The sequence below is a fragment of the Mycoplasma sp. 327 genome, from assembly GCF_053851655.1.
In genome coordinates, this window is record NZ_JBSQBA010000001.1 from 101853 (window position 1) to 115754 (window position 13902).

Annotated in this window: 13 protein-coding genes; 6 read left to right on the forward strand and 7 right to left on the reverse strand. The window is 25.9% G+C overall.

The window, feature by feature from the left end:
* Position 1: 1 nt before the first annotated feature.
* Genes era through ACWXVS_RS00350 form a run of 3 tightly spaced genes read right to left on the reverse strand, consistent with a single transcriptional unit; the run spans position 2 to position 3428 of the window.
* Positions 2 to 889, reverse strand: coding sequence for a GTPase Era (gene era / locus ACWXVS_RS00340; RefSeq protein WP_455994465.1), 888 nt, complete (start codon positions 887 to 889; stop codon positions 2 to 4).
* A 24-nt stretch (positions 890 to 913) separates the two neighbouring features.
* Positions 914 to 1366: an rRNA maturation RNase YbeY gene (gene ybeY / locus ACWXVS_RS00345; protein WP_438340481.1), complete on the reverse strand. Its 453-nt coding sequence runs from the start codon at positions 1364 to 1366 to the stop codon at positions 914 to 916.
* Between the two features lie 46 nt (positions 1367 to 1412).
* A complete protein-coding gene (locus ACWXVS_RS00350; protein WP_455994467.1) occupies positions 1413 to 3428 on the reverse strand; it encodes an Mbov_0121 family peptidase domain-containing ABC transporter in 2016 nt (671 codons plus the stop codon).
* Positions 3429 to 3540: 112 nt separating this feature from the next.
* Between ACWXVS_RS00350 and ACWXVS_RS00355 the strand changes: the two genes are divergently transcribed.
* The 5 genes from ACWXVS_RS00355 to ACWXVS_RS00375 all read left to right on the forward strand — a co-directional run bounded on the left by ACWXVS_RS00355 (position 3541) and on the right by ACWXVS_RS00375 (position 7947).
* On the forward strand, positions 3541 to 4218 hold the full coding sequence (locus ACWXVS_RS00355; protein ID WP_455994469.1) for a hypothetical protein: 678 nt from the start codon (positions 3541 to 3543) through the stop codon (positions 4216 to 4218).
* Between the two features lie 2 nt (positions 4219 to 4220).
* Positions 4221 to 5612 (forward strand): glutamate--tRNA ligase, encoded by a 1392-nt coding sequence (gltX, locus tag ACWXVS_RS00360; RefSeq protein WP_455965914.1) that lies wholly within the window; start codon positions 4221 to 4223, stop codon positions 5610 to 5612.
* Complete coding sequence (locus ACWXVS_RS00365; RefSeq protein ID WP_438340477.1) at positions 5603 to 6001, forward strand: hypothetical protein; 399 nt, start codon at positions 5603 to 5605, stop codon at positions 5999 to 6001. Before gltX ends, ACWXVS_RS00365 begins: the two co-directional genes overlap by 10 nt.
* Before the next feature lie 146 nt (positions 6002 to 6147).
* Positions 6148 to 6972, forward strand: coding sequence for a DNA adenine methylase (locus ACWXVS_RS00370; protein WP_444704876.1), 825 nt, complete (start codon positions 6148 to 6150; stop codon positions 6970 to 6972).
* A 51-nt stretch (positions 6973 to 7023) separates the two neighbouring features.
* A complete protein-coding gene (locus tag ACWXVS_RS00375; protein ID WP_455994471.1) occupies positions 7024 to 7947 on the forward strand; it encodes a DpnII family type II restriction endonuclease in 924 nt (307 codons plus the stop codon).
* 71 nt (positions 7948 to 8018) lie between these two features.
* Here ACWXVS_RS00375 and ACWXVS_RS00380 read toward each other — a convergent pair whose 3' ends face one another.
* Positions 8019 to 9758, reverse strand: a complete 1740-nt coding sequence (locus tag ACWXVS_RS00380; RefSeq protein WP_455994473.1) for an MIP family Ig-specific serine endopeptidase — start codon at positions 9756 to 9758, stop codon at positions 8019 to 8021.
* A gap of 213 nt (positions 9759 to 9971) precedes the next feature.
* Here ACWXVS_RS00380 and ACWXVS_RS00385 point away from each other — a divergent pair, with 213 nt between their 5' ends.
* Positions 9972 to 10487: a hypothetical protein gene (locus tag ACWXVS_RS00385; protein ID WP_444704873.1), complete on the forward strand. Its 516-nt coding sequence runs from the start codon at positions 9972 to 9974 to the stop codon at positions 10485 to 10487.
* A 95-nt stretch (positions 10488 to 10582) separates the two neighbouring features.
* On the opposite strand, the gene ACWXVS_RS00390 is transcribed toward ACWXVS_RS00385, so the two are convergent.
* Genes ACWXVS_RS00390 through ACWXVS_RS00400 form a run of 3 tightly spaced genes read right to left on the reverse strand, consistent with a single transcriptional unit; the run spans position 10583 to position 13764 of the window.
* Positions 10583 to 11368, reverse strand: coding sequence for a hypothetical protein (locus ACWXVS_RS00390; RefSeq protein WP_455994475.1), 786 nt, complete (start codon positions 11366 to 11368; stop codon positions 10583 to 10585).
* Entirely contained in the window at positions 11355 to 13172 is a 1818-nt protein-coding gene (locus ACWXVS_RS00395) for an MAG3240 family lipoprotein (RefSeq protein WP_455994477.1), read from the reverse strand. The genes ACWXVS_RS00390 and ACWXVS_RS00395 overlap by 14 nt, the downstream gene beginning before the upstream one ends.
* Before the next feature lies 1 nt (position 13173).
* Positions 13174 to 13764, reverse strand: a complete 591-nt coding sequence (locus ACWXVS_RS00400; protein WP_455994479.1) for a hypothetical protein — start codon at positions 13762 to 13764, stop codon at positions 13174 to 13176.
* Positions 13765 to 13902: the final 138 nt, after the last annotated feature.

A 13902-nucleotide genomic window follows, 5' to 3' on the forward strand; every position in this document is an offset into this window, starting at 1 on the left:
TTTAATATCCAGCTTTCTTAATTTTTTCCTCTTTATCCACTCAATCCTCATCAACTTTAACTCTTAAAAACAAATTAATAGGATGTTTTAAAACACTGGCAATTTTTTCTCTTGAAGACATTGAAATTGTTTTTATTTTTTGTGCCCCTTTACCAATTACAATACCTTTTTGTGATTCGCTTTTTACATAAATAGTAGCTGAAATTGTATATGGAATTGTTTCGCTATCATTTTCTTTAAATTCATCAATTAGCACAGCGATTGAATGCGGCACTTCATGATATAAATTTTTAATTGCATATTCTCTAATAATTTCTTTAGCTATAAATCTAAGAGAGACATCGCTTAATTGATCTTCCTCAAAAGGCAAATCATCTTCATAAGAATATTTTTTAATTTCATCAATTAAATCAATATAGGATTGCTTATAATCTTTGCCAATACCCAAAACGGTATTAATTCCCAAACTTTTTAATTCATGAGCTTTTTTATCTAATTTTATTTTGTTATCAATTAAATCAATTTTAGTTATTATTGCTATTATTTCGCTATCTGTTGTTTCCTTAATTTTGTTAATAATAAATTTATCGCCTTTTCCTATTTCTTCATTAGCTGGCGTTAAAAATAAGACAATATCAACAGCCTTCATTGTTTCATAACTTTTTTGATTTAGCTTTTCTGATAATAAGAATTCTGCCTTGTGGACTCCAGGGGTATCAATAAAAATTATTTGGACTTCATCATCATTGTATATACCTTTAATATTATCTCTTGTTGTTTGGGCAACATTGGAAACTATTGCTAACTCAAAATCTAAAATGTTATTTATTAGCGTACTTTTTCCTACATTTGGTCTTCCTACTAAACCAACATAACAAATTTTTTTCATTTATAAACCTCATAAAAATTTTTATTAATATCTAGTGATGTTTAAACGTTTCATAATGTTTTCTACATGTGTATTCATAACTAAAGTTTCTGCTTCTGTTTGGTGGTCAAAACCAAAAAGGTGTGCAACTCCATGGGCAAAAATATAGCAATATTCTCTTTTTAAACTATGATTAAATTTTTTTGCTTGTTTTTTAATTTTTCATGGCGAAATAATTATTTGACCAAGCTCTAAATTTTCAAGAAAATCTAACTCATTAGCTGCTTCTAGTGGGAAGCTTAAAATATCAGTTGTATAGTTTTTGTTTCTATGCAAATTATTAAGTTTTTTCATTTTGAATCTATTAACAAAAAGAAGGTCAACAGACAAATCTTTTGTACTATTAAACTCTACCTTTGCTTCATTGAGTATATTGCAAAAATCTTTCTCAAATTTAAACGTGCTAAAACTGTTATTTTTAATGGTTAATTTATTCATAAAAATAATTATAAATTAACACAAAAAAAATGAAAAAAATTGAATTTTATTTTTTTAGAAAAATAGTTGGGGAATTTTTTAGTAAAAATCTTTTATTATGGCTTGTTTCAATAATAATAGAATTTTCTTGTTTTTTACATATTAATCTAGATATAAGTTCAAACATTTGCTGTGATAAAAATTCAAAACTTTCATCAAGCAAAACCAATTGATATTTTTTTATTAATAGAGGCAATAATTTTATAATTTGTTTTTGTCCCACAGAAAACTTATTTGAGTTTAAAAGTAGATTAGAAAATATATTTATATTTAGCGAATTTATAACACTGATGAAATCTGTATCTTTTAATATTTTTTCTTTTTCCTTATTATTAACATCTGAAAATAAATATGTATATAAATCTATGTTTGGCATATTAAATTCATTGCCTGAAAAATAAATTTTTTCCTTAAATCAAGACTCATTTATCTCTTTGATTTCAATATTATTAAAAATAATTGACCCTTTGTAATTTAAATAAAAACCACTTAATAATTTAAACAAAGTACTTTTTCCGGAACCGTTTGGGCCTTGCAATTTCGCACCTTTATCAATAATAAAATTTAAATCATTAATTATATTGCGACGTTCAAATCCAAAGCAAAGCCCTTTGAATTTAATTGTTTTTAAATCTATTATATTATTAATAGAATTTCTTAATCTTGATTGTGGAATATTGATTATAAAATTTAATCTAGTTGAACCGTTCTTAAAAATTTTTCATCCTATAAAAAATTCTTGAAGATTATTGCTTGGTTCAGAAATAATTGTTTGTATTTGCAAAATAAAAAATAATTGGCCTAGGTTAGATGTTTTTTGTAATAAAAAAAAGCAATAAATTATTATTGTGGTTATCAAATTTAAAAACCTTAAAATTAAATTTTTTATTGAACTTAATTTATTAATATTAAGATCAACATTTCTATAACTTTTTATATTGCTTAAAAAACTTTGTTTTTCAAAATTTTCTCACAGCATTAGTCCATAAGAATCTTCATTTTTTACTACAAACGAAAGTTCATTTATTTCTTCAATGCTTTTTTGCGTTAGTTTTTTTGATAAATGGCTAATTTTATTGTTTATAAAATAACTAACCAAGGCCTTGATTATATTAACAAGTATTACTATTAATATGAATTTTATTTTTATAAAAAATAATAAAGGTATAACTAAGATAATAGAAAATAAAAAGGAAGAGATAAAAGAAATCATAAACGATAAAAAACCGGCTATTGATTCAATTGATAGATATCTTAAGAGAATTTCATTCTTGCTAATTTTTAAAATTTGTTTGTATTCCGCTCCCTCAACGCTATTTATAAATCGTTCTTTTATTGTTGTTGATATTAAATTTTTTAATCTTGTTAATAAAAAATTATTTAATAAGGAAACAACCAGCAAAACCATTGAAATTCAAAAGAAAAACATTATTGTTTTTTGTCCTTCTGATATTTTTATTTGTTGAATACTTGCAAATATATTTTTATTAATAAATGAAAGTAAAAAATTTAAAAAGATAGTAATGAAACTAAATAGGACACCAATGACTAAGGACTTTAAATTAAGTTTAAATTTAAAAGAAAAAAACTTTTCATAAATATTTTTTTGATTACATTCTTGCTGTTTTTTAACTATTATAATTAGACCAGTAAATTGTTTTTTAAATTGCTTAATCTCTATTTTTCTTTTTCCTTTTGTTGAATCTAAAGTAAATACAAAATTATCACTTATGTTTTCAATAATTACATAATGTAGAAAATTGTCTATCTTTGAAATAGCAATTAATGGAAAAGAAGTTTTGAGTTTTAATATTTCTTCTCATTCAATTTTAAATGCTTCTGTATGGAGGCCAATTTTACTAGCTAACAAACAAAGATTGGTAATATTAATCCCATCCTCAGAATAGGTTGATTCATATTTTAAAAAATTTATATCAACTCATTTTTTTCAATAAAATTTGTGTAATGATTGTAATACATAAAGTCCACAATCTTTAATATCTTCTTGGAACCGAATTTTCATATATTCAATTGTTTCATTATTTAATTTTAACTATGTCTAAATAAAGAAAAAAAAGAGAAATTCTAATTACTTAACAACATTAAAATTTTAAATTTTAGTAAAATTAATAATTATGAAAAAATCTAAAATTAAAAGAAAAATGTTAATTTTTTCTTTATTAGGATCATTGGGCGCGGTCTTAGCTCCCTCTGTTTTATCAGCGGCTTGCACGTTTGATTTACCGGTTATATCAATTGTTGATGATCCAAATTTTGTTAGCATAAATGAAAAAGGAGAAAAAATAATTAAAAAACGTAGTGCTAGTTCATTTTACGAATTAAATTCAAAACGTTTATTTAATCCAATTAGCCAGTTTGATGATAAATATAGGCTATTCACAAATGATAGGAAATTAAATAATACACACGATACATCCCATGTTTATAAGATTAAACCTGATTTTCAGTTTTTAAAATTTGCTAATTTATCAGGTCAATATGATTATCGCCTTTTTTCATTTAAATATGATGAATTAGTCGCAAACATTCCTGGCGCTGCTATTCCCAAATATTCTCAATATAAACATAACCCTAAGGCAGTTTTTATTATGTTATATTGAATTAGAAAAAATGTTGAAGCAGCACCTAATTTTATTAATGATGTTATTAGTCCATCAAAATCTCGATTTCCAGAATCTCGCCCTGAAATCGAAGAAGCACCATGAGCTTTTGTTAGAAATACTTCACCTTCGTTAAAAGGTTTTTGACAAGATGTTACTGAACCATTAGTTTTACTTTTTGAAGAGGAATAATTATGAAAACAATAAGAACAAGATACGCTCCAAGTCCAACAGGTTATTTACATATTGGCGGTGCTAGAACCGCTCTATTTAATTATTTATTTGCAAAACATTTTAATGGAACTTTTATTTTTAGATTAGAAGATACTGATGTTGCTAGAAATGTCGAGGGTGGGGAAGAGAGTCAACTTGAAAACCTTGCTTGACTGGGTATAATACCAGATGAAAGCCCGCTAAAACCTAATAAAAAATACGGCAACTATCGACAATCTGAAAAATTAGCAATCTATAGAGACATTGCTAATAAGTTAATTGCCAAAGGCTTCGCGTATAAGGCATATGATAATTCGCAGGAATTAGAGCAACAGCATAAAGAACAAGAGGAAGCTAAAATTGCTTCATTTAGATATGACCCTAATTGATTGAAAATTTCTGATGAAGAAAAGAAACGCAGGGATGAGAATAATGAATATTCAATAAGGCTAAGATTGAAAAAAAATACTATTTATGGATGAAGCGATTTAGTTAGAGGTTGAATAGAAGTTAATAGCGATGATATTGGTGATTTTGTTATTATTAAGAGCGATGGTTATCCGACATACAACTTTGCTGTTGTCGTTGATGATCACCAAATGGAAATTAGCCATGTTCTAAGAGGCGAAGAACATATAACAAATACGCCTAAGCAATTAGCAATATATGAGTCTTTAAATTGAACTCCTCCTGTATTCGGACACTTAACCATTATTACTAATATGGAAGGTAAAAAACTTTCAAAAAGAGATAAAACTTTGAAGCAATTTATTGAAGATTACAAGAATGAGGGATATAACAGCCATGCAATTTTTAACTTTTTATCTTTATTGGGTTGAACTTCAAAAGATAGCCAAGAAATAATGAGTCATGAGGAATTAATTGAAAAATTTGATCCAGAAAGGTTATCTAAATCACCTTCTAAATTTGATATAGTTAAGATGGATTGATTTTCAAAACAATATATGAAAAAAGTGGAAAACCAAGAAATTATAAAATTAATTAATTCACCATTTTCTGACGAATGAAACAATTTATTTGTTGAAACTTACAAGCAATCAGCGTCAACAATCAACGAGATCAAAAATAATTTAAAAATATATACCAAGCCAAAAGATAATACTACATTGGTGATATCCAATATAGATGTTGTAAAAACATTTAGTAAATTATTGCATCAAAATGATTTTGATATTCAAAACATTCAAATGTGTATTGAACACACAAAGCAGGAATTAAATGTAAAAGGTAAGGATTTATTTATGCCTATTAGAATTGCTGCAACATATGAGGAGCATGGACCAGAATTAGCTAAGGCTATCTATCTTTTTGGTAAAGACATTGTATTTGAAAGACTAAAAAAATGAAGCTAAAATATATTTTAATTTCAGAACAAGAAGGCGAAATATTAAGCAAAGTGGAGACTGATTTTGTCGATTTTAAAGAAAGTAATAGCACTGAATTTACACATATTGAATTTACTGATGAAAAAGTTATGGACTGTATTTTAGATATTAAAAATGATGAAGTAAGAATCTCATATGCCGGTCAATATTTAGAAATGAAGCAGAATGAATTTGTGCCCAATAAACTTATTGTTTCATTTGATCCAAAGAATAAGACAAATAACATTCAGCAAATTCATATTGATATATATTTAATTGAAACAAAAATATCTAATAAAGAAATATCATTTATGTATGACATTTTACAATCAAAAAAAATTCTTGTAAGAAACACTGTTAAACTAGTCTTTGAATAAACAAAAATCTAATCGATAATTCCGATTAGATTTTTATTTTTTTAATTTTTTGCCTAAATTAATTTTCAAAGAAAAAACATTTTTAAAATATTGAAAACTTGCTAAAATAATATTTATTATTTAGAATTTTATATAAGGCCCAGTATATGCAAAAAAAAGAAATTAAACCATTTGTAAAATGAGTCGGAGGGAAAGGCCAACTTATAGATGAAATTAAAAAACGAATGCCCAAATATTTCAACGATTATTATGAACCTTTCGTTGGCGGTGGCGCGGTTTTGTTTTATCTTAAACCGCAAAAAGCCCACATAAATGATATTAATAGAGTTCTTATTAATGCATATAATATGATAAAAAATAAACCACAACAAATGATAGAAATTCTTAATGTATTAGATCAAAAGGAATGCAAAAAAGAAGAATATTATGAGTTAAGGACCAAATTTAATAATAAATTAAAATTAAATGAGTATGATCTAGAATTAGCCGCATTATTTATTTTTTTAAATAAAAGATGTTTCAATGGACTATATAGAGTAAATTCAAATGGTTTTTTTAATGTTCCATTTAATAATAAAATTAAATGTGATTCCTATAATAGGGATAATATTTTAGAGATTTCACAATACCTTAAGAATGTGGAAATTGAAAACCTTGATTTTGAAGAGAGTTTAAAAAAAGCTAACAAAGGGGATTTTGTATTTATCGATAGTCCTTATGTACCATTAAATCCAACTTCCTTCGAATCCTACACAAAGGAAAAATTTGGTGAAGATTGTCATATTAGACTTGCTAAGGTGTTTAGAATTTTAGATAAAAAAGGATGTTTCCTAATGTTAACTAACCACGACACAGATTTAATTAGAGATTTATATTCTAAATTTAATATTAAGGTTGTTAATGTAAAACGAAATATAAATAGCAACGGTAATAAAAGAGTCGGCAAAGAAGTGATTATAACTAATTATTAAATCATTAAAATTTGTTTAGAGCTTTGCTGTGGAAAGAGGATGAAAAATATAATGAACGTAAAAAATGAACTATTAGAAATTTTTATTGATAGATTACTAGTTACTAATCGAGGATATGACTTTTTTGTGGATTGAGAAAATATTAGTGAAATTGAGAAATATGCAGTTGAATTGCATGCAATGGATTCATTAATTAAAAGCCATAATTTTAAGGAAAGATTTTTTGATTTACTAGATAAAGTCCCTTCTATAATTACTACATTTCCGCTACTTATTGCAGTTAGTAAAATAGAAAGGGAAAAGTTAAAAAAAGGAAAAACAAGTTTATTAATAAATAATTATTTAAAAAACAAAATTGAAAGCTTTTCTTTTTGCATTAAAGAAAATAATGAAAAAATAAGTGATGTGGAAAAAGAACAATATTATAGTTTTTTTGTAAATACTGGTTTAAAAAAACTATTTGACAATTTTATTGAAAAAAGTTGCAACGATTATATTGTGGGCGTTTTAGTTGGTCTAGATTCTAACGGCAGAAAAAATAGAAGTGGTAGCTCTTTTGAAAAAATTTGTGAGAGGTTAGTTGCTTCAGTTTGCAAGAATTATGGTATTACGCTTTTATTACAAAAACAATTTAATGTATTAAAAGAATACGGTTTTAATATAGGTGATGATATTGCTAATCGAAGGGCTGATTTTATATTAGTCAAGGATAAAAAAGCTTTGAATATTGAAACAAATTATTTTTATGGTCCTGGTTCAAAACCCGAGGAAATTATTGATAGCTATATTAATAGGCAAAAAGATTTAAATATTAATAATATTGATTTTATATTAATTACTGACGGCAACTGTTGGAAAGATGAAAATAAGAGTCAATTAAATAAAGCTTTTAGATATATTAAACTAATAAATTATAAGATGGCAAGTGAGGGCTATTTAATTGATATGATTAAGAAAATTTTTGAATTGGATTAATTATTATAAAAACTTTTAAAATAAAAACCAAACATAAAAGCTATGATTGGTTTTTTAGTCTTTATAAGAAACTATACACCGTTTTCAAATAAAACCGTTTTATTAAAACCTTTAAAGAAATCATCTTGTTCAGATAAAATTTTAAGATTTTGTCTGAAAGATTTTTCTTGGTTTGGATATAACTCTTTATTACTTCCATCTATTAAATTATGTTTTGGTCCATAGAATAAATCATTTGAATTTTGAACTAAGAAAGTAAAGGCGCCTCATTTTGTTGTATCTTTAATGTTGGGGGTTAGTGCTGAAAGAGATGAATATATTCCAACAGGCATTCCAAATTCATTTACAGCAAGAGAACCACTTGCCCCATAATATAAACTGCTATTTAGAACTTGTGCCTGTACACCGATGCCATATGATATGGTTTTTTCAGATAATAGATTTTCAACTGGCGCACTGCTTAAGAAGCTTTTATTTGTGAAAGTGTAATCTTCGATTTTTATGTTCTTAGGATAGTTTTTTCAGAAGTATTGATTATTTCCACTATCATTATCAGAAGGGAAGCCTGCTATATATATTCTTTTTGCATTTGGACTTAAAATTTCATTTTCGCTATCAAAGTTTTTATATTGTTCCTTGTGAAGATAGGCTGAGTAGTAGTCATATGCAATATAGGGAACTTTTGATTTATCATGGTTAGGATATTGCTTTGATGAAAATAATGTTACATCATTATTAATGCTGTTGATGCCTTTATTAATATGTTCTAGTAATTTCTTTAAATCTTGATTTGTTTCGGCTTGTTTTTTAAGTTCGTTGAATTTAATTTTTATAGCAAATACAGCAAAGTCTTTTCCAATTCTTTGGGTTTTATTGATATTAGGTTGATAGTTTGGATGCTTCTTTAATATTTCTTCATTTGTTTTCTTATCAAAGAAGTCCGTTGCGACAAAAACAGTTTTTGGATTTGAAAAAATTTGATCTCCAACAAGTTTTACATCTCTTACATCTTTTTTATATTTTTGATCATTTGAATTTATAAAATAGCTAACAATATTTTCATTGCCTTCGTATTTTCCTGACTCGATAGGTTCTAAATTAGCATCACCCAAAGGTATGCCAATACCAAATGAAACAACTCTAGCATCTTTTTGTTCTTCGCCAGTAAAATATTCCGGAAACGTTTCTTTTAATTTATTGTCTAATGCATTGTATGCATATTGATATACATGAGCATTTGTTGCTATATATAACATTAGTTCTTCAGAATTTTCAACTCCATTTTTTCAAGCATAATCAAGTATTCAACCAGTTCCAGTTGATAAGAAAGGAATTTCATCTTTATCTCTTTTTCCATCATCAAGGCTTTGTGTAATGGTATTAAATGAAATAGCAAAAGATCTGTCTAATATTTTTCTATATGCTTCAGTTTGTTTTATCTCTAACTCCGGTTTATTAATTGCTGGTTTTGGTTTTTGCAATCCTGGAAAGTTTGGCGGTATTATAGGGAATTGAGGTATTTGCGGGGCGCTATTGTCTTTTTTACTATGCGGATTTAATGGATTTTCCGGCGAAGATTGCTCTTTAGAAATTTCGGGTTGCTTAGGTGTTGGCAACGGTAACGGAATTGGTTCTTGGTTTTCTGACTTTTTGTTTGAATTTATAGAATCAGTATTTGTATTATCATTTTTTTCTTTTTTATTATCATCTTCAGACTTCGGTTCATGGTTTGGTTGTTTAGTTTCGATACATGAAGTGGTTAACAGTGCTAATGTAGGAATTCAACTAAGTAATAATAATTTCTTTTTCATATTGCTCCTATTTTTACTTATTATTTTTTACAATAATTTTATATTATTTTTTCTAATAAAATAATTTAGGTTTCTTTAATTTGGTCAATCTTGTTTTTTGTACAATAATTAATAAAAATATTTTAGTATTTAAAAATTATTTAAATAAAAACATAAGTATGCTCTTTTTTAAAAAAATAAAACATAATTTTTTGTTGTATTAAAATATGTGTTATGAAATCAATAATAAGAAAATCTTTATTTAATAAAAAATTAAGTTTTTTATCGATCGGGTTATGCATAGCAATTAGTCCTGTTTTGATATCATGTGCTAATTCTAATAAAATAGATGATAGTCAGCGACAAAAACCTATGTTACTTAATGCTTCGCAACTATCAAGCATTAGAAATGAATTTGTTTTTAAGTTATCTGATGAAGCACAAAAGGAATATAATGCCGAGCAAGATAATGCAATGGCGAGATTTATTCAAGTAATAGAAAAGCTTAACAAAAAATACAATAATAAGAAACATGATGATGGCGATAAGATTGCTAATGATGTTGAATTTAAAAAGTATTTTTTTCTTCATAAACCCGATATAACAAAAGTTAGCAAATCTCATCGGATTGATATTAGATTTAAGGTTGATACTATTACGAGACAGATCGATTTATTTTATGATGTAATTTGTTTTGATTTACGTGTTAACGAGGAAGTTAATGCCAAAATCCCAATGGAAATTGATTAAGTTTTTTCTCTTAAGTTTTTTATTTATTTTAATAGCTTGTAGTCAATTGGACTACAAGCTATATTTAATAAATTTTTTTAAACCTATAGTAGAAGTTAAAAGAATTCTTGTTGGTTGTTTTCCTCAAGATTAGAAACTATTAAATCAATATTAACGTCAAGATTTACATGGTTGATATTGTCATAGATGAAAATTTTTGCCTTGTGATATTCATTTAAGAAGTTTTTAAGTTCTTGTTTCTTTATCATGGTTGATATTTGCGCTAGTTTTTCTTTTAAGGCAATCATTAAATTTTTAATTGGTATTTTTTTAGCTGTGTAAATGTTATCAGCAAAATCCTTGTTATAGATATATTGTTTAAAATCGTTATCTAGTTTGCTAGTATATTGGTCTTTTGTTAGTTTTTTTAAGTTATCATTATCAAATTTGAATTGTTCCAAATAAAAATTAAGATTTGATAGAGATTTAATAGCTGAATTAAAAAGATTGTAAAAATCATCAAGTAGCTTTGAAAAATCATTGAGTAATTCAGGTTTTTTGTTATGTCAAAAAGAATTGTAATATTTTGTTAGCCCATCCTTATTTTGACTTATGCTTTGCTCTTCAATTAATTCTTTTAGTTTATCTTTGACTATATCATAGTTTTCAAAAAAGGTATAGTAAGCATAATTAAAAGTCCGCATTGTTTTTTTTATTTCTAAAGCAGTTTTTGTTATTTTTTTATCAAATTGCATTTCTAAGGGATTGAGATCTTCATTTGCCTTAAAACCTTGTACATTTTTTGATGATTTTATTTCGATGCTGCTTGTTGCGTTGCATGAGATAGTTAGTAACCCGATTGAAGGAATTAAAAGGGAAGCTAAAATATTATATTTTTTCATTATAGTGTCCTTTAGAAACAATTGTAAAAACTGGTGTTTCGTTACTAAACTCAAATAAATTTTTTACTTTTATATCTATATAATAAAAAGGTTTCTCGCCCTTGTTTTTGTAAAGAAAATCTTTTTCTGAGTTAAATTTGTAAAAATAAAATTTTAAAGTAGTTTCATCTCCAACGGTTTCATTTTTGGCTAATTCTATCTTTTTGATTCCGCTATTAAGATTTGAATTTTGAATTTCGAGAGCATATGCAAGAAGGTAATTGTTTAAATAAGCAGTTAAGAGTTTTAATTGATCCTGTGTATTGCTATTCGGATTAACAATGTGTTTTTTTCAATTTATTAAGGCATAATTTATTAGCAAATTAAATAAGGGGTTATTAACAAAATCATCTAGTTTTATGCCGTTGAAGGTTGGTTTTTTTTCTTTTCTATATATTGCATAGTCGCTACTTTCTAATTTATCAACAGCTGCCAGCTTAGTTGATATAGCCTTTAAAAAGTGTCCATGGTCGTCAAAGTTTGAACTTAATAATACATAGTCTTTTGTTGTTTTATCTTTTTTAAAAACTCTAATAATCATTTTGATTAATTGGCTAGTTTCATAGTAATTTGTAAATTGAATATCTATTACTTTATATTTTTCATCAATATTTTTATATATGTCTGGAATATCGAATTCTAGGTAATCTTTAAAATTAGAAAATAAATATACCAAACCTCTCGAGTTTCAATAATCGATGCTATTATAGCCTTTGATAAATGAATTTATATCCTTTCCAAAGTTTATGTTTTCATTTTGTTTTATGATTAAAAATGGATTTTTTACATAATCATTAAATAAAGGTAGTGTTTCGCTAAGACCATTATTGCCAACACCGAACTTTTGTTCAGTGGCATAATTTCTAAAACCATTAATATAAAAGGTTTTATTTTTAATTGCATTATCTATAATGCTTTTATCATCAAAATCAATAATGTCTTCAATTTGAAAACTAATAAAACTTTGGTTTGAAAAATCATTTTCCTGAACTCTTGCCTTTGTTCAATCTATGTTAATTTTTTTAATATTAAGATCAAATTTATTTAAATATAAAATAAGAAAATTAATAAATGTATTTCTAAAAATTTCATTTTCAGGCCTTAATCAAGAACTGGCTTGAATGAATTCATTGTTAAAAATATTACGCGTAATAAAGGCTTCACCTGCTTTGTTTAGAAGGGAATTTTTATTCATTAATCCACTGTTTGTTTTTATATCGTTAACAAGACGAAATATTACTGTTTGAAAATCAAAAAAATATGGATCATAAACGCGGTAATAATCTGTATCTTTGTTTTTGTTAGCAAGGTAATAAAATCAAAGGTTAGAATATCCTCCTGCTTTTCTTATTTCCTTAAAGTCATATTGAGTAAATAAGTCATCAAAATTTTTAAAAGTAGAGTTATTTGTCCGTTCTATTTTGTAATTATCATATTTGGTTCTTATTTGTTTTCACGATTTTTGCAATTTGAATTCTGGTTTAAATTTGAGAGTGGGGTTAAATTCTAATTCATTGTTATTTGTAACCTTTTTAACTTGACCCAAATATTTTAAATAAGTTTTGCTAGATTGATTTTGATTAATAAAAATGGGTTCAAAATTGTGTAATGATGCTAGTTGTTGAGCATTTAGTTTTGTTAAGTATTTAGTGTTAATTTTTGATTCATCAATTAGAATTTTTTGTTGTCTTGCGCATGATATAGAAATAATTGGAAGCGCTAAACTTCCAATTATTCCAGCAAGTATTAATTTACTTGTTTTCATATTATTTATCAATAGGTAGTGTTAAATCTACAAAACCATGCCCTTCAGTTTGCTTTCCATCCAAACATTTAATTTTAAAGAAGTAAAAAATATTTCTTTTTTCGCTATTATAACCGAAGTAGCATTTTACATTATGGTTTCCAGCAAAATATTCTAAATTAGGAATATAAACTTTTATGTATTCATTAAAATCTGCATTGCGTAAGTCTTCAGGTGTAAAAAAGAATTTATCTTTATCATCTGAATCTTGATTTTTAGAGAATCATTTTATAATTTTTTCTCATAAACCATTAATATATTCATCTCTTGCAATATCATCAGTAAGATTGCTATACTCATCCCTAGCCTTGTCAGTCATAGTGAAGTTAGCGTTAGCAATTGTATCATTTACTTTAGCTCGCAATTCTTCCCCAATTAAAGAACCATCGCGATTAATAGAAGCATCAATGCTATTGCTTTGTTGAACGCCGCTATCTTTTTCTTGTTTATTTGTAGTTTGACTACAGCTAGTTAGCAAAACAGCTCCTGTAATAACGGGCGTTGCAGATAAAAAAAGTTTCAATATAGTCTTCTTCTTTTTAAATGTTTTCATAATCTAATACCTCTTTTAACATAATTATAAACTTTTTAGAAAAGATATATAAAAAAATAAAACACTGAAATTTTGGAAAATATGCATTATTTATTAAAGCACAACTAGATTATATTTGTCAAACTGTTAATATTTTTA